This window comes from Acinetobacter sp. V102_4 (assembly GCF_031799005.1).
GTDB lineage: Bacteria > Pseudomonadota > Gammaproteobacteria > Pseudomonadales > Moraxellaceae > Acinetobacter > Acinetobacter calcoaceticus.
This window is the reverse complement of sequence record NZ_JAVQNR010000051.1, coordinates 537,798-553,347: the sequence shown is the minus strand read 5'-3', so window position 1 is coordinate 553,347 and position 15,550 is coordinate 537,798. Positions and strand designations below refer to the sequence as shown.

17 protein-coding genes are annotated in these 15,550 nt (G+C 40.9%); 12 read left to right on the top strand and 5 right to left on the bottom strand.

Annotated elements, in window-relative coordinates:
- Window positions 1–71: 71 nt before the first annotated feature.
- From RMB13_RS18425 to madM, 11 genes are all read left to right on the top strand, one after another.
- Entirely contained in the window at window positions 72–707 is a 636-nt protein-coding gene (locus tag RMB13_RS18425; RefSeq protein WP_311085999.1) for an FMN-binding negative transcriptional regulator, read from the top strand.
- A 42-nt stretch (window positions 708–749) separates the two neighbouring features.
- On the top strand, window positions 750–1,343 hold the full coding sequence (locus tag RMB13_RS18420; protein ID WP_005047594.1) for a GNAT family N-acetyltransferase: 594 nt from the start codon (window positions 750–752) through the stop codon (window positions 1,341–1,343).
- A gap of 165 nt (window positions 1,344–1,508) precedes the next feature.
- The gene (gene mdcA / locus RMB13_RS18415) at window positions 1,509–3,188 is read left to right on the top strand and encodes a malonate decarboxylase subunit alpha (protein ID WP_311085998.1); all 1,680 of its coding nucleotides are present in this window, start codon (window positions 1,509–1,511) and stop codon (window positions 3,186–3,188) included.
- Window positions 3,188–4,072 carry a triphosphoribosyl-dephospho-CoA synthase gene (locus RMB13_RS18410; RefSeq protein ID WP_311085997.1) on the top strand — a complete coding sequence of 295 codons (885 nt, stop codon included), beginning with the start codon at window positions 3,188–3,190 and terminating at the stop codon, window positions 4,070–4,072. The genes mdcA and RMB13_RS18410 overlap by 1 nt, the downstream gene beginning before the upstream one ends.
- Before the next feature lie 2 nt (window positions 4,073–4,074).
- Entirely contained in the window at window positions 4,075–4,374 is a 300-nt protein-coding gene (locus RMB13_RS18405) for a malonate decarboxylase subunit delta (protein WP_005041355.1), read from the top strand.
- A complete protein-coding gene (locus tag RMB13_RS18400; RefSeq protein ID WP_311085996.1) occupies window positions 4,367–5,218 on the top strand; it encodes a biotin-independent malonate decarboxylase subunit beta in 852 nt (283 codons plus the stop codon). Before RMB13_RS18405 ends, RMB13_RS18400 begins: the two co-directional genes overlap by 8 nt.
- Window positions 5,215–6,042 (top strand): biotin-independent malonate decarboxylase subunit gamma, encoded by an 828-nt coding sequence (gene mdcE / locus RMB13_RS18395; RefSeq protein ID WP_311085995.1) that lies wholly within the window; start codon window positions 5,215–5,217, stop codon window positions 6,040–6,042. Before RMB13_RS18400 ends, mdcE begins: the two co-directional genes overlap by 4 nt.
- A complete protein-coding gene (locus RMB13_RS18390) occupies window positions 6,033–6,641 on the top strand; it encodes a malonate decarboxylase holo-ACP synthase (RefSeq protein WP_311085994.1) in 609 nt (202 codons plus the stop codon). The genes mdcE and RMB13_RS18390 overlap by 10 nt, the downstream gene beginning before the upstream one ends.
- 14 nt (window positions 6,642–6,655) lie before the next feature.
- Window positions 6,656–7,594 carry a malonate decarboxylase subunit epsilon gene (gene mdcH / locus RMB13_RS18385; protein WP_311085993.1) on the top strand — a complete coding sequence of 313 codons (939 nt, stop codon included), beginning with the start codon at window positions 6,656–6,658 and terminating at the stop codon, window positions 7,592–7,594.
- Between the two features lie 48 nt (window positions 7,595–7,642).
- Window positions 7,643–8,059 carry a malonate transporter subunit MadL gene (gene madL / locus RMB13_RS18380; RefSeq protein ID WP_311085992.1) on the top strand — a complete coding sequence of 139 codons (417 nt, stop codon included), beginning with the start codon at window positions 7,643–7,645 and terminating at the stop codon, window positions 8,057–8,059.
- The gene (madM, locus tag RMB13_RS18375) at window positions 8,052–8,819 is read left to right on the top strand and encodes a malonate transporter subunit MadM (protein ID WP_004642493.1); all 768 of its coding nucleotides are present in this window, start codon (window positions 8,052–8,054) and stop codon (window positions 8,817–8,819) included. The genes madL and madM overlap by 8 nt, the downstream gene beginning before the upstream one ends.
- Window positions 8,820–8,875: 56 nt before the next feature.
- On the opposite strand, the gene RMB13_RS18370 is transcribed toward madM, so the two are convergent.
- The 5 genes from RMB13_RS18370 to RMB13_RS18350 all read right to left on the bottom strand — a co-directional run bounded on the left by RMB13_RS18370 (window position 8,876) and on the right by RMB13_RS18350 (window position 14,008).
- Window positions 8,876–9,793: a LysR family transcriptional regulator gene (locus RMB13_RS18370; protein ID WP_017390472.1), complete on the bottom strand. Its 918-nt coding sequence runs from the start codon at window positions 9,791–9,793 to the stop codon at window positions 8,876–8,878.
- Between the two features lie 102 nt (window positions 9,794–9,895).
- A complete protein-coding gene (locus RMB13_RS18365) occupies window positions 9,896–11,314 on the bottom strand; it encodes a PLP-dependent aminotransferase family protein (protein ID WP_311085991.1) in 1,419 nt (472 codons plus the stop codon).
- 98 nt (window positions 11,315–11,412) lie between these two features.
- A complete protein-coding gene (locus RMB13_RS18360; RefSeq protein ID WP_003651253.1) occupies window positions 11,413–11,547 on the bottom strand; it encodes a hypothetical protein in 135 nt (44 codons plus the stop codon).
- A gap of 15 nt (window positions 11,548–11,562) precedes the next feature.
- Complete coding sequence (gene cydB, locus RMB13_RS18355) at window positions 11,563–12,570, bottom strand: cytochrome d ubiquinol oxidase subunit II (protein WP_003651254.1); 1,008 nt, start codon at window positions 12,568–12,570, stop codon at window positions 11,563–11,565.
- Window positions 12,563–14,008, bottom strand: coding sequence for a cytochrome ubiquinol oxidase subunit I (locus tag RMB13_RS18350; RefSeq protein WP_045436368.1), 1,446 nt, complete (start codon window positions 14,006–14,008; stop codon window positions 12,563–12,565). Before RMB13_RS18350 ends, cydB begins: the two co-directional genes overlap by 8 nt.
- Window positions 14,009–14,661: 653 nt before the next feature.
- Here RMB13_RS18350 and RMB13_RS18345 point away from each other — a divergent pair.
- Window positions 14,662–15,480 carry a hypothetical protein gene (locus tag RMB13_RS18345; protein ID WP_045436371.1) on the top strand — a complete coding sequence of 273 codons (819 nt, stop codon included), beginning with the start codon at window positions 14,662–14,664 and terminating at the stop codon, window positions 15,478–15,480.
- The last annotated feature ends 70 nt before the right edge of the window (window positions 15,481–15,550 follow it).

Sequence of the window (15,550 nt, the reverse complement as noted above, 5' to 3'; positions counted from 1 at the left end):
AACCACATAAACCAGAAAATTTACAACACAAAATATAAATAACCCTGATATTTACAACGAGGTTCTTAGCCATGTATATCCCTGATGATTTTGCAGAAAACCGTTTGGACGTATTACATTCTCTTATTTTGGAGCATCCGTTTGGTGTGCTTCTTAGTCATGGGAGCAATGGTTTAGATGCAAATCATCTTCCGTTTGAGTTACAGACAAATGAAGGGAACTTAGGGGTGTTGCATGCGCATGTATCTAGGATTAATCCTGTCTGGCAGGTCGTTAAAAATGGAGATGAAGTGCTAGTCGTGTTTCAGGCGGGTGATGCTTATATTTCCCCAAACTGGTATCCCTCCAAACATGAACAGCACAAACAAGTGCCAACATGGAACTATAGAGTTGTACATGCTTACGGTAAAGTGACGATTCGAGATGATGAGCGTTATGTTCGAGGTGTCGTGGCTCGTTTAACCCGTACACATGAAGCATCTCAACCTGAACCATGGAAAATGTCTGATGCACCAAAAGACTATCTAGAACCCATGCTAAAAGCTATTGTCGGTATAGAAATTGAAATTACCAAGCTTCAAGGAAAATCAAAACTTGGACAAAACAAAGATCGTCGAGATATTTTAGGTGCGGCGGATGGTCTATCGAAATCTGGTCATAAAACTATAGCGGATGCTATGTACAGTGTGGCTGAGTTAAACAAATAGTTTTGAAAATATAAAATTTTAATATTCATTAAGGAGAAAAACATGTCTTGGACTACACCTGTTGAGTTGGTAGGCGAACACGTTATTTTAAAGCCGCTAGATGTAACTCAAGCTGAATCGCTCGCAGAAGCAGTTTGCGATGGTGAGCTCTACAATCTTTGGTATACCCGTGTTCCAAGACCTGAACAGATGACTGCTGAAATTGAAAGACGTCTTGGTTTGCAACAATCTGGAAGCATGTTGCCATTTTATATTGAAGACCGAAAAACAGGGCAAGCGGTGGGTATGACGACCTTAATGCATATTGAAGCAGCTCATCGCCGTGCAGAGATTGGTTCGACTTGGTATCGTAAATCTGCACAGCGCACGCCTGTGAACACTGAGTGTAAAAAACTATTGTTGGCTCATGCATTTGAGTCTTTAGACTGCATTGCGGTTGAGTTACGAACATCTTCTTTAAATGTGCAAAGCCAAGCCGCAATTGTACGTTTAGGTGCAAAGCTCGATGGCGTGCTCAGAAGCCATCAAATTGTAAAAGATGATATTTTACGGGACACACATGTTTATAGCATTTTAAAACATGAATGGCCTGCGGTTCGTCAAAACTTGGAATGGCTATTAAGCAAACCGCGTTAGAAATAAGTCGTAGGTTAAAAGTCCTAAAACTCGTTCATTAATAGCTGTTCTTTATTTCAACCATTAACTTCAGGTTAATAACTACCGATGTAGGTTGATTGATCAAAATTCCATAAAGCGTTTTTATAGATTCAGAACAAAACTGCGATCTATATAGGTAAACACATGGAAGGATCAGTTCAGAATAAAGAACGGTTATGGACAAAGCGGCGTCATGCCAAACAGCTAAAACTGGAGATGGCAAGCCAATATACCGACGGAGTTGTCATTCCAACTCAAGATATTATTAAAGTCTTAGAAACGCTGATTACCCCGGGTGACAGAGTCGTACTCGAAGGGAATAACCAAAAGCAAGCAGATTTCTTATCTCGATCTTTGGCACAAACCAATCCAGATGTTTTGCATGATTTACATATGATCATGCCAAGTGTTGGACGCTCAGAACATCTTGATCTGTTTGAAAAAGGCATTGCACGTAAACTCGATTTCTCTTTTGCTGGCCCGCAAAGTTTGCGTATTAGTCAGTTAATTGAAGATGGCCTGTTAGAGATTGGTGCTATCCATACCTATATCGAGTTGTATTCACGTCTTGTGGTCGATCTTATTCCAAATGTGGTGCTTTCGGCCGGTTTTATGGCAGACCGCCAAGGCAATATTTATACAGGTCCAAGTACTGAAGATTCTCCTGCACTCATTGAACCTGCGGCTTTTAGTGACGGCATTGTGATTGTTCAGGTTAATGAATTGGTCGATGACGTAACTGATTTACCACGTGTCGATATTCCTGCTTCTTGGGTTGATTTTGTGGTTGTGGCAGACCAGCCTTTTTATATTGAGCCTTTATTTACTCGCGACCCGAAACATATCAAACCTGTTCATGTGCTTATGGCCATGATGGCAATTCGCGGAATTTATGAAAAGCATAATGTGCAATCGTTAAATCATGGGATTGGTTTTAACACTGCGGCAATTGAACTGATTTTACCGACCTATGGTGAGTCTTTAGGTTTAAAAGGAAAAATTTGCCGAAACTGGACTCTTAACCCACATCCAACCTTAATTCCTGCCATTGAGACAGGTTGGGTTGAAAGCGTGCATTGTTTTGGTACCGAACTCGGTATGGAAAAATATGTTGCAGCTCGTCCCGATGTTTTCTTTACAGGACGTGATGGGGCGCTGCGTTCTAACCGCATGATGTGTCAGCTTGCAGGTCAGTACGCCGTTGATTTGTTTATTGGTGCAACTTTGCAAGTTGATGGTATGGGACATTCTTCGACTGTCACTAAAGGTCGTTTAGCTGGTTTCGGTGGTGCACCGAACATGGGGCATGATCCGCGCGGACGCCGCCATGATACGCCAGCATGGCTAGATATGCGCTTGCAAGGTGCCAATGAAACAGAAACCTATTTGGCCCGCGGTAAAAAACTAGTTGTGCAAATGGTGGAAACCTTTCAAGAAGGCGGTAAGCCGACTTTTGTGGATCGTCTTGATGCGATTGATGTTGCAAAAACGGCAGGTCTGCCTTTAGCACCGATCATGATTTATGGCGATGATGTCACCCATTTACTCACCGAAGAAGGCATTGCTTATTTATATAAAGCAAGCAGCCAAGAAGAGCGTCAAGCCATGATTGCTGCGGTGGCAGGTGTGACCAGTATTGGTTTAAGCCAAGACCCTAAAACCACAGCATGTTTAAGACGAGAAGGTTTAGTGGTGTTCCCTGAGGATTTAGGCATTCGTCGTACCGATGCAACACGTGAACTTTTAGCTGCAAAAAATATTGCCGACTTGGTGACATGGTCAGATGGTTTATATCAACCCCCTGCAAAATTCAGGAGTTGGTAATGATGGCTCAAATTCAATATCAAACACTCAGCGATAGCCAGCTTTTAGCAGATTTAGCAGTAGAGGCTTTAATTGATGAAGTGAATCTGACACCAAAGCCCGCCTTGGTCGACCGTCGTGGCAGTGGTGCACATGATGATCTGACTTTGGAATTAATGGAGCGTTCTGCGAAAAGTCTAGGCCCAATGTTTGATGCGATGGCGCAAGCAGCAATCCAGCACGGAACAGTGTGTCAGGCCTTGCGTGAAGACATTGGTGAAATTGGTCGCCAAGGTGAAAAGGTCATGATGTTGGCAACAGATGGAGTCAACACACACCGCGGTGCAATTTGGGCCTTGGGTTTAATGGTCACGGCAGCAGCATTGGCACGCACAAATCAACAGTACTTATCGGCGGTTGAGCTATGTCAGTTAGCAGGTCAGATTGCCCAGCTAGAAGATCGATTTATTCCCAAACATGCTTTGAGTCATGGTCAGCAAGTACAGAAAAAAATAGCTGTCTTAGGTGCAAAAGAGCAGGCACAACAAGGCTTCCCAACTATTGTGAATTTTGGTTTAAAGCAGCTTTATCAAAGTCGCAGTAAACCCATGAAAGAAGAGTTTGCTCGCTTAGATGCTTTGCTTGCCATCATGACTGATTTGACAGATACCTGTGTGCTCTATCGCTCTGGAACAAATGGCTTAAAGCGTATGCAACAAGGGGCTCAGCAAGTGCTCGATTTGGGCGGTAGTTCAAGCTTAGAAGGCCGACGTGCTTTGCATTTGTTAGAGATTGACCTACTTAGGATGAAGGCATCCGCTGGCGGAGCAGCCGATTTGTTGGCAGCAACATTGTTTATAGATCGTGTTGAGCAGTCATCTTCAAAAAATAAAGAGGGATTTTGATTATGGAAACACTTCATTTTGAGTTTTTGGCGACAGAGCCACCTGTAAAAAAAGCATTAGTCGGATGTGTGGGTTCGGGTGATTTAGAAATTTTGATGGAACCTGGTGAGGTGGGGAAAACTACTATTCAGGTGGTGACTTCGGTGGATGGTAGTGTTGCACGTTGGAAAAATCTTTTTGAACGGATTTTTACAGTGCAAATACCACCAGCCGTCAATATTGATATTCATGACTTTGGTGCAACCCCCGGTGTTGTTCGCTTACGTCTGGAACAAGCCTTGGAGGAGATTGCGCATGACTGATATCCAAAGTTTATTAAATAAACAAGATTTTATTGAACTCAGTGCAAGAGAACGTGCCAAGGCATTATTGGATGAAGGGACTTTTCGTGAGTTACTCGATCCATTTGCACGCGTCATGTCACCTTGGCTTGTTAAGCAAAATATTGTGCCACAAGCAGATGATGGCGTGGTGATTGCAAAAGGAACTATTGAAGAACGACCAGTAGTTTTGATTTCAATTGAAGGCTTATTTCAGGGTGGAAGCTTAGGCGAGGTTGGTGGTGCCAAAATTGCTGGTGCATTAGAGCTTGCGGTTGAAGACAATCTTAAAGGTATTCCAACGGCTGCAATCTTATTACTAGAAACTGGTGGGGTTCGCTTGCAAGAAGCAAATCTGGGTTTGGCTGCAATTGCTGAAATTCAGGCTGCAATTGTGAACTTACGGCAGTATCAACCCGTGATTGCTGTGGTTGCAGGCAGTGTAGGGTGCTTTGGTGGCATGTCGATAGTAGCTGGTCTATGTAGCTATATTATAATGACACAAGAAGGACGTTTAGGCTTAAACGGCCCGCAAGTGATTGAACAAGAAGCTGGTGTACAAGAATATAACGCCAAAGATCGTCCATTTATTTGGAGCATAACTGGGGGAAATCAGCGTTTTGCCAGTGGCTTAGCAGATGCCTATGTTGACGATGATCGCCAGAAAATTCGTCAGCAAGTGGTCGACTATTTAACCCAAGGCGTGCCTCAGCAGCATCGTAGTTCAAACTACTCATTCTATTTAGCGCAGCTACAACAAATCGATACTGCTGAGCAGATTACCCCAGCACAGGTTCAAGCTTTGTATCAAGGAGAGCAAGCATGAATATCGCCGTTGATACATTAAAAGCATCTACTCGTGGCGCACATTGGTTTAAAGCACTTACGCAGGGCTTTAAGACAGTTGAAGGTTTTCCAGCTTCGGTTTGGGTGGCTGATGGTCAGATTGATCAGCAAGCAGTACGCGTGATTGCCGTTGTTCAGGACAGCAATAATTTGTTCCCGCGAGCGAGGCAAGGTGAAGTTGGCCTTTTGGAAGGTTGGAGTTTGGCAAAGGCTGTAGATGACGTGATTCAAGCTGATGCGCATGCCGAGACTAAACGCGGCATTTTATGTCTGGTTGATGTACCTAGTCAGGCCTATGGTCGCCGTGAAGAATTACTAGGTATTCATCAAGCTTTAGCGGGTGCAGTAGACAGCTATGCCAGAGCCAGATTAGCAGGTCATCCTATTGTCAGTTTATTGGTGGGTAAGTCGATGTCGGGTGCTTTCTTAGCGCATGGTTACCAAGCCAATCGTATTATTGCCTTAAAAGATTCTGGTGTTATGGTGCATGCGATGGGTAAAGAATCTGCTGCACGCGTTACCCAACGGTCGGTTGATGAGTTAGAACAATTAGCTGCAAGCATTCCTCCAATGGCTTATGACATCGAAAGTTATGCAACGCTTGGTTTGTTATCTGAACTGTTATCGGTTGAAAACCCTGAACAACCAACAAATGATGATCTTTCATTAGCGAAGCAGGTAGTTGCTCAAGCATTTAAAGAAATTAATGCTGAGCAGTCTAGAGGATTGGAACAAAGACTTCACGGCCAAAACAGACAGATGTCTAAAAAAGTCCGTGAATTATTGCGCGAGCAATGGTCATGAAACTTAAGCTCGAAGCCCATGATTTGCTGTGGGGCATGACAGCCGACTGCTTGGCTGATGATGCTCCGCTTTGGGTGAAAGAGGTGTTACATCGCGGCGATCCTGTTGTGGTTCGGCGGGCAATCACTCCTCTAGATCAGGTGGCTGTGGGTGTAAGAGGACAATTCCGTCATCAACGATATGCCACGCAAATGCCAAGATCTGCTATTACCAAACAACTTAAGCCAGAAGTACTGACTCACGTTAATACACAGCAGTTTGAGCATTTGGCAGAGCGTTTGCAGAGTATTTCTAACATCATGAAAAGTTTTTCAGGATGTTGGGGCTATACAGGAAGTTTCGGGTTTGAGTTGGCAACTGGTATTGAAACAGTCACCCAGCAAAGTGACATAGATTTGTTGATCCGAGCTGAACAGCCTTTTGCCAAAAAGCAAGCAGTCGAGCTACTCGAAAATTTTCAGCAAGCAGGGCTGAATGTGGATATACAGCTACAACTGCCACAGGGTGGTATGGCTTTAAAAGAATGGGCTAGGAATAGCGGAAAAGTTCTATTAAAACGTGCAGATGGTGCTGTTTTAGTAGAAAACCCATGGAATTAGGGAGAATAGATATCATGGCTTCGATTTGGGTATATCCGGGACAAGGTGTGCAACGAAGCAATATGTTGCACGACTTACCTCAAAGCGCTCTGGTTAAAGAATACCTTGAGCGTGCATCGGATGCACTCAAAGAAGATGTCTTGATGCTAGACAGTTCGGCTGCATTGCAATCGACGCGAGCCGTACAACTTTGTTTGCTCATTTCAGGCGTGGTGAGTTCAGCATTATTAGCTGCTGAAAACTTAAAACCTGATTATGTAGCGGGTCTATCGATTGGCGCATGGTCGGCAGCGGTTGTGGCAGGGGTTTTAACCTATGAAGATGCCATTCGCTTGGTTGCCTATCGAGGGGAACTCATGCAAACCGCCTACCCAATTGGCTATGGCATGACTGCGCTAATTGGTACAGACCGTACAGCTGTCGAAGCATGGGTGAAACAAATTTATCAAATAACGCCTGAGGTGTTTGTCGCAAATATTAATGCACATAACCAAATCGTTATTTCAGGAAGTTTTGAAGCCATGAACCAAGTTGCTGTTTTGGCAAAACAACATGGAGTAGTGGCAAAAAAATTAGATGTATCGGTGCCATCGCACTGTGAATTACTAAGTCAGCAAGCAGAGCAACTTGCAGCATCTATGGAGGGACTCACTTTTAAGCAGCCTAAAATTCGATATTTAAGTGGTACAACGGCTCGTACTTTAGGCAAAGCTGAACAGATTAGGGATGACTTGGCTTTTAATATGAGCCGAATGGTGGATTGGGAAAGTACCGTTCAAGCTGCATGGGAGCGAGGTGTTAGGTTGCAGATCGAAGCTTTACCAGGAACGGTGCTTACTACACTTGCACGTCGAACATTTAAAGAAGGAACCGTGTTGTCTTTTCAAGGAACACGCATAGACAGCATTCAGATAGCAATGCAAAAAGAACAGGACAATAGTTTTTCTTTTTGAATCTGATTTTACAAAAGCATAAATGATCCAAGGATATGAGGGATTGTCATGATTATATATGGAGTTGGTTTACTCGCACTTTGCACCTTGGTGGGTGTGATTGTCGGTGATCTGTTGGGCATTTTATTGGGCGTAAAGTCCAACGTTGGTGGCGTGGGTATCGCCATGATTTTACTCATTTGCATACGGTTATGGATGGAAAAACGTGGTGTTATGACAGTTGAAACCGAAAAAGGCGTTTCATTCTGGGGCACCATGTATATCCCTGTTGTTGTTGCTATGGCAGCACAACAAAATGTGGTTTCAGCTTTATCTAGTGGACATATGGCACTCTTTGCCGCTGTGGTTTCAGTTATCGTTTGTACGCTCACGATTGCGGGTTTAAGTCATTATAACAAAGCAACCCCTTTACCTAAGGAAGAAGACACCACATTAAACCGCATTGGAGGCAAAGTTCATGGTTGATCTATTATTAAAAGACTTAACCCATTTAGGTTTAATTACAGCTTTCGCCTTAATTGCTTTAATTATGTGGTTGTCGACCAAGTTATCTAAATATTTAACCAATGGACGAGTGCATGCTTCAGCAATTGCGATTGTGATTGGTTTAATTTTGGCATGGTTTGGCGGAAAAATGACGGGTGGTGAAAAAGGCATAACTGATCTTGCACTCTTCACAGGTGTAGGGCTCATGGGCGGTGCAATGCTCCGTGACTTTACAATTGTAGCAACGGCATTTGAAGTACAAGCCACTGAAGCGAAAAAAGCTGGGTTTATTGGCGCATTCTCTTTATTCCTTGGAACTATTCTGCCATTTATTGTTGGTTGTATGTTTGCTTGGATTTTTGGTTATCGAGATGCGGTGAGTATTACCACAATCGGTGCAGGTGCGGTGACTTATATTGTGGGACCAGTTACGGGCGCTGCAATTGGTGCAAGCTCAGAAGTAATGGCATTGTCGATTGCAACGGGTTTAGTTAAAGCAATTTGTGTGATGGTCTCAACACCGCTCACGGCTAAATTTATGGGGCTCGATAATCCACGTTCTGCCATGATTTTTGGTGGCTTGGCTGGAACTGTCAGTGGTGTATCAGCAGGCTTGGCTGCGACAGATCGCCGTTTAGTACCTTATGGTGCACTGACAGCAACGTTCCATACGGGACTTGGCTGTTTAATGGGACCAACAGTTTTATTCTTTGCGGTTAAAGCATTGGTAGGTGGCTAAGCATCCACGGCTTAAATAAAAAGGGCTGTTGTTATACAAAACAACGGCCCTTATTTTTATCTTTTAAAATTAGAAGCAAACATACGACACTCAGCAATCAGTGCGAGTAAGTTTGGATCTCGTTCTTTACTTTTCAAGAAAACCAAACCAATTTCTTGTTGCATATGATATTGCTGTTTTAGGGGAATAAGCTTAACAGAGCTTTCATAAACCGCAGAAATACGACCCGGTAAAAGGGCAAAACCAACGCCTGAACTGACCATACTAATTAAGGTAAAAATATCGTTCACTTGCAAAGCAACTTTAGGGGAAAAACCTGCTTTCTTAAAAATAACATCACTATCGTTATGGGTTGCAAAGCCTTTGGTTAAAGTGAGGAAGGTCTCTTCTTTTAATAAACTTAAATCAATGTCTTTAAACTCTGCATATTTAGAATCTTTGTTTACCGCCAGAAAAATATCATCTGAAAACATCGGCAAAATTTCAAAGTCATCATCTTGAGTGGTTTCATTGAGTGCCACAATAATCGCATCCAGCTCCGTTGCTTTAAGCTTTTTAACTAAATCCTGATTTGAGCTCAGTAACAATTGAATATCTAGTTCACTACGTCTGAGCTTAAGACCACTAATCACATTTGGAATTGTTTTGACAGTCAAAGAATAAAGAGAGCCTAAATGTAAAACTTTTGCCGCAAAGCCAGCAGCTTCTCTCGTTTTATTAACGGTTATAAAAATGTCCTGTACGATTTTTTGCGCCCGTTCTTCAAATACATAGGCACTTTTTAAAGGGATTAGATTACGTCCTTCATTTTTAAAAAGCGGGCAACGTAAAGCACTTTCTAAAGAGTGCAATGCTTTATGAACACTAACATTGCTAAGCTCCATTTCTGTCGCTGTTTTAGATAAATTGCCACAGCGCATAAATGCTAAAAAAATCTGTATCTTTTTAAGGGTGAGTTCTTCATCAATTTCCATATTAATTCCTTGAACCTGTTTCCTTTAAAAAATATAGATTTAAGCTATAAAGTTACCACAAAATCACCACTATAAAATTGTGCTTAGGTCGAAGTACTTTATTTAAGAAACAGCTTCAACTCTTTGTTGAATTGTCTTAATGATTTGTTCTAATGCACTTTGAATTTTAGGTGTTGATTCAAAAGAACAGTTGATTCTTAAATAATGCTGCTGCGCGGGTAAAACACTAAACAATGGGCTTGGAGCTACTCCAATGTTTTGTTGAATTAACTCTTCATAAATTTGCATACTATCTAAACTATTCGGCAGCTTAACCCAAAGAAAATAACCACTTGGGTAATAATACACTTCGCAAGATGGTGGCAGATTTTGCTTTAAATAATGATAAAACTGCTTTTTATAACGCTCAAGTGAAAGCCTGAGAGTACGTAAGTGCTTTTCATAGTGATGATGAGACAAAAACTCGACCAAGGCATTTTGAATGAGTGCATTCACTGAAATGGTACTCATGAGTTGTAAGTGTTGAATATGGTCTGAAAACTTCCCCGCATAGACCCAACCCACCCGAAAACCTGCACCTAGAGTTTTAGAAAACGAAGAGCAGTGAAGCACCAGATTTTGTTGATCAAAATACTTCATTGAAAGAGGCTTTTGCCCGCCATAAAACAGCTCTTCATAGACATCATCTTCAATCAAATAAATCTGGTGCTCATGAAGCAATTTGGCAATTTTATATTTAATCTCATCGCTGACTGTAAACCCAATTGGATTATGGCTATTGAGCATGAGCCAACATACTTTAATTGGATAATTGTTAATGACCTGTTCAAAAGCTTCTAGATCAAAACCATGTTGAGGATGTTCAGGAATGGTAATAACTTTTAGCCCTAAACGTTCTGCTGCTTGCCAAGCTCCATAAAATACGTTTTGCTGTAATAAAATATAGTCGCCTGGTTGGGCAACTGTTTGTAAAGAAAGATTGAGCGCATCCAATCCTCCAGATGTAATGACAATGTCATCTGGATCGGTCTGTATGCCTTGCATACAGTAGCGTTGAGCAATGAGTTTTCGTAAAGCTAAATTACCCGGAGGTAGGCTCGTAGTCTGGTCGTAACTTTGTTTCTGGCGGGCAAGCTGCCCCATAATCTGAATGAGTTTAGGTGCATATAAAAGCTGACTATCGGGAAAGGCCGAACCAAAAGGGATGACAGACTCATGTTGAATTGACTTAAGATATTTAAAAACCAAAGAGTTAATTTCAATTTTAGAATTGAGTGAAACAACAGAATATTGTTCTAAAGGTTTAAGCGTAATTTGCTCGGCAACGAAGTATCCCGATTTTTCTTTGGAATAGATCAAGCCTTGTGATTCAAGCTCTTGGTAAGCATTCATTACCGTCATTAAACTAAAACCAGAGCGTTGAACCTGATCTCTTAAAGAAGGTAACTTCTCGTGTGCATTTAAAGTACCGCTCTCAATGAGTTGGCGAATGCTATGGGCAAGTTGTTCTGATTTATACATGTATTGGCTGCACGAAATGACAAAATGAAAGATGCACTTAATCAATAATAAATGCCGTTTGTAGAATCCACAAACGGCATTTGCTTATAAAAATAAGTTTACTTTAGGTAAGGGGCTGCATAAATCAATATCACTTTAAACAAACCAGCAATAACAGCTAATGCTAAAAAACCACCTAGCCATAGCAAAATAAACCATTGGGTTTGAGACAGTTTAGAAGATAAATTTTTCATAAAACCCTCCTAACTTTAATGATAGCCTTCATCACCTACACGTACTTTGTCTCTAAATACCCAGTAAGACACAATAGTGTAAGCAATAATGATTGGAATCAGAATGAGCGCACCGACTAAAGCAAACAGTTGGCTTGAATGTGGAGCTGCGGCTTGCCAGATGGTGACTGATGGCGGAATAATATAAGGCCACAAACTAATCACAAAACCTGTAAATGCAAGAAAAACGAGGGCTAGCGTATATATAAATGGCTTAAGGTCATGTTGCTGCTTTTTACACGCCGATAAAATCAGGCCAACAAACAATAAAACCAAAATAGGTACAGGACTAAAATAGAACAGATTCGGTAAAGAGAACCAGCGATCTGCAATTTCAGGATGAGTCAACGGAGTATATAAACTCACTCCACCAAAAATAATGAGCAGTGCAATAATCAGCTTTGGCATAAGCTCATACATACGTTGCTGCAAGCCTTTTTCGGTTTTTAAAATAAGCCATCCACATCCTAAAGTGGCATACATGGCAACTACACCAATACCAGTAAAGAAGGTAAATGGTGTCAACCAATCAAGCGATCCGCCAGAAAAAATACCATTGGTGGTTTTAATGCCTTGAATATAGGCACCCAAGATGATGCCTTGAAGGAAGCTAGTTAACACTGAACCCCAAATAAAAGCTAAGTCCCAAAGGTATTTGGTGCGATGAGCTTTAAAGCGGAATTCAAATGCGACTCCACGGAAAATTAAGGCAATTACCATAAAAATAATAGGTAAATACAGTGCCGATAAAACCGTTGAGTAAACTAGTGGAAATGCAGCATAGAGACCAGCACCACCCAGTACCATCCATGTTTCGTTACCATCCCAGACAGGGGCTACAGTATTCATCATCACGTCACGTTCTTGGCTGTTCTTAATGAAAGGGAACATGATCCCGATTCCTAAGTCAAAGCCATCCATCACGACATAAATCATGACACCTAAACCGATAATACCGACCCATATTAAAGAAAGATCAATCATGACGGTTCTCCCCGGAATTTTGTTTACTGTCAATGTTTTCATCGACAGCACTGAGTGGGCGCATGGGTGTTTTAAAGTGTCCAACACCGCCTGCTTCCATATTTGGCGTATCGATAAATACAGGGCCCTTATTAATCAATTTTAAGGTGTAGTAGATGCCGCTGCCAAAAACGATGGTATATACCACTACAAAAATAAACAGGCTAAGGCCGACTTGTTCTGCCGACACAGTATGAGATAAACCATCTTTAGTTCGTAGGATGCCATATACCACCCATGGTTGACGGCCGACTTCAGTGGTTACCCAACCTGCAAGCATGGCGATATAACCAGATGGCCCCATCACTAAAGCAAACTTATGGAACCATGAAGTTTCATAAAGTTTTCCACGCTTACGTAACCAAAGAGCAATTAAAGACAGCGTGACCATGAGTACGCCAAGCCCGACCATCACACGGAAGCTCCAGAAAACGATGGTTGAGTTTGGTCGATCTTCAGGTGCGAAGTCTTTTAAACCTGTAACTTGGCCATCTAAACTGTGAGTTAAAATTAAACTACCTAAATATGGAACACCCACTTCAAAATGGTTTCGTTCTTCTTTCATATCTGGAATTGCAAAGAGTAACAGTGGCATAGGTTCATTGTGATTCGTTTCCCAATGACCTTCCATCGCTGCTAGTTTGGCAGGTTGATGCTCACGGGTATTTAAACCATGGTTATCACCAATTACGACTTGCAAACATGAAGTCACAAGCACCATCCATAGACCCATCGAGAACGATTTTTTTACCAATTCATCACGACGGCCTTTCACTAAGTGCCATGCAGAAGTTCCTACCACTAATAAAGAAGAAACTAAAAAGGCTGCTGCACCCATGTGGGCAAAGCGGTAAGGGAAGGATGGGTTAAAGACAATTGCAAACCAGTCTTTTGGCACAATAATGCCATTTTCTATAGCGAAGCCTTGAGGGGTCTGCATCCAGCTATTGGATGATAAAATCCAGAACATGGAAATACAGGTACCAATCGCAACCATTAGTGTGGCAAAGAAATGGGCTCTGGGACCGACACGTCCCCAACCAAATAACATAATGCCTAAGAAACCAGCTTCTAAAAAGAAGGCACTCAAGACTTCATAGGTAAGTAAAGGACCGGTAATACTTCCTGCAATACGAGAAAACTCACTCCAGTTGGTACCGAACTGATAACTCATGACCACGCCCGAGACCACACCCATACCAAAGGCAACGGCAAAGATCTTAATCCAGTATTTAAATAGATCTTTATAAATCGGGTTTTGGGTTCTTAACCACTTCCACTCTAAAACTGCTAAAAAGCAGGCAAGACCAATGGAGGTGGCTGGAAAAATAATATGAAAGGATACTGTGAAAGCAAATTGTATTCGTGCTAATTCTAAAGCGGTTAGACCGAGGCTCATATACATTCCCCCTGTGAACTAGCTGATGATGATTGATTGTGTTAAATACTTATTTTCAGGCAATAAAGTATTCTGACGATTGAACTTACTTCTGTGATAAATGTTCTTAGCAAGTAAAATGCCAGAAGGGCGAAGTAATATAATTGCTTGATATTTCAATAGAATAGATCGATTGATTGTTCTCAATCTGTTAACAAAGCTCATGCTTGATGTTGCATTTGTAAAAATGCATGTTGCATTGAAACATTGATGAAATATCTGACGATGAACCATAGATCGTTTCATGAAAACTACCTACCTTAAGAAGTTTTCTTAATCATGCACTCACTCATTTTGTATATGTAGATACAGAAATTTTTTATAAAACTATAACAGTCCGAAGTCATTATTATGGGTGCTATAGTTTTTTTTCAATTATCTGTAGCTATATATCCATTCATCTAAAGTCCAAAATAAAAATGAACAAGATTTATGGCTAACCAAAATCAATCTTCAAAAATACCATGAATGCGACTTTGGGGTTACATATGAGCACAGGATAAATTTCTTCTTGTCTATTCCCTTGTTGTTTTGTATGAGGTCTGGTTGTTACGTAGGTTATTAAAGACCTTGGTTTAAGTGTAGCTCTTCTAAAATAGCTTGGATATTAAAAAATGTTTATTACTTCTCAACTCAATATCCTAAATAAAATTATTAAAAATCAGGCTATTCCAGCACCTATAATGGCTCAATTAGAGCAGGCCTATGTTAATCTTGAAGCAACTTTATTAAGAGCAAAAGTCTTAAGAGACTTTTCTAAATCTCAAACTGTTTATTTAATTCAATCACATATTCATCCAAAGCAAAGCAGTTTGGCTTATCTATTTTCACCTTTTGTTTTTGCTAACCTCAATAAGCCTGCTATTTATACAACACCAGCGACAAAGCCCGTTCTTGCTATTCTCAATAAATATTATCAAGCCGAAAAGAAAGTTTTGTTTAAAGTAGATGAAGTTCTTGAAAGTCTAAAAATATATCTAGATTTAGAATTATCAGAGTTGAGTGAAGTTGGGTTTATTTATTTAAGCTTAATCAAAGCGCTGTGCCGAAGTGATATCTCCACAATTTTTTTAATTACAAATTTAGATATAGACCTAGAGCATTTAGAAGAGCTTGCATTGTTTTTAAAAGTCAAAATTTATTGGATTAATCCTCAACAAAATACTGGTTTAAACGATCTAAATGATTTAGATATGCGTCAATTATTATTTAAAAATAAAGATGAAACCTATGTGAAATTGTGTGCCCAATTTGCCCAGCTAAATGCACAGCTTGTAGGCTTATGCGATACTTTCACCGCCTCTCAAATGACCCATTTAATTGATGATATGTTTTATTCGGAACATATTTTTGAGAAGTTATCTGTCTATTCAGAATATATGCAAACCTTATTGCAAAGTCAGCATAGTCTTCAAAAGAAAGAGATCGCTTAATGTTGGTAGGCATTTTCTGGCGTTATATGAAGAATGAATACTGTTATAAAAAAATAATCGTTTTCATGTG

What these genes read in the sequence shown, in the direction of transcription:
- RMB13_RS18425 (WP_311085999.1), top strand. Translation starts at nt 72, where the DNA reads ATGTATATCCCTGATGATTTTGCAGAAAACCGTTTGGACGTATTACAT.
- RMB13_RS18420 (WP_005047594.1), top strand. Translation starts at nt 750, where the DNA reads ATGTCTTGGACTACACCTGTTGAGTTGGTAGGCGAACACGTTATTTTA.
- mdcA (WP_311085998.1), top strand. Translation starts at nt 1,509, where the DNA reads ATGGAAGGATCAGTTCAGAATAAAGAACGGTTATGGACAAAGCGGCGT.
- RMB13_RS18410 (WP_311085997.1), top strand. Translation starts at nt 3,188, where the DNA reads ATGATGGCTCAAATTCAATATCAAACACTCAGCGATAGCCAGCTTTTA.
- RMB13_RS18405 (WP_005041355.1), top strand. Translation starts at nt 4,075, where the DNA reads ATGGAAACACTTCATTTTGAGTTTTTGGCGACAGAGCCACCTGTAAAA.
- RMB13_RS18400 (WP_311085996.1), top strand. Translation starts at nt 4,367, where the DNA reads ATGACTGATATCCAAAGTTTATTAAATAAACAAGATTTTATTGAACTC.
- mdcE (WP_311085995.1), top strand. Translation starts at nt 5,215, where the DNA reads ATGAATATCGCCGTTGATACATTAAAAGCATCTACTCGTGGCGCACAT.
- RMB13_RS18390 (WP_311085994.1), top strand. Translation starts at nt 6,033, where the DNA reads ATGGTCATGAAACTTAAGCTCGAAGCCCATGATTTGCTGTGGGGCATG.
- mdcH (WP_311085993.1), top strand. Translation starts at nt 6,656, where the DNA reads ATGGCTTCGATTTGGGTATATCCGGGACAAGGTGTGCAACGAAGCAAT.
- madL (WP_311085992.1), top strand. Translation starts at nt 7,643, where the DNA reads ATGATTATATATGGAGTTGGTTTACTCGCACTTTGCACCTTGGTGGGT.
- madM (WP_004642493.1), top strand. Translation starts at nt 8,052, where the DNA reads ATGGTTGATCTATTATTAAAAGACTTAACCCATTTAGGTTTAATTACA.
- RMB13_RS18370 (WP_017390472.1), bottom strand. Translation starts at nt 9,793, where the DNA reads ATGGAAATTGATGAAGAACTCACCCTTAAAAAGATACAGATTTTTTTA.
- RMB13_RS18365 (WP_311085991.1), bottom strand. Translation starts at nt 11,314, where the DNA reads ATGTATAAATCAGAACAACTTGCCCATAGCATTCGCCAACTCATTGAG.
- RMB13_RS18360 (WP_003651253.1), bottom strand. Translation starts at nt 11,547, where the DNA reads ATGAAAAATTTATCTTCTAAACTGTCTCAAACCCAATGGTTTATTTTG.
- cydB (WP_003651254.1), bottom strand. Translation starts at nt 12,570, where the DNA reads ATGATTGATCTTTCTTTAATATGGGTCGGTATTATCGGTTTAGGTGTC.
- RMB13_RS18350 (WP_045436368.1), bottom strand. Translation starts at nt 14,008, where the DNA reads ATGAGCCTCGGTCTAACCGCTTTAGAATTAGCACGAATACAATTTGCT.
- RMB13_RS18345 (WP_045436371.1), top strand. Translation starts at nt 14,662, where the DNA reads ATGTTTATTACTTCTCAACTCAATATCCTAAATAAAATTATTAAAAAT.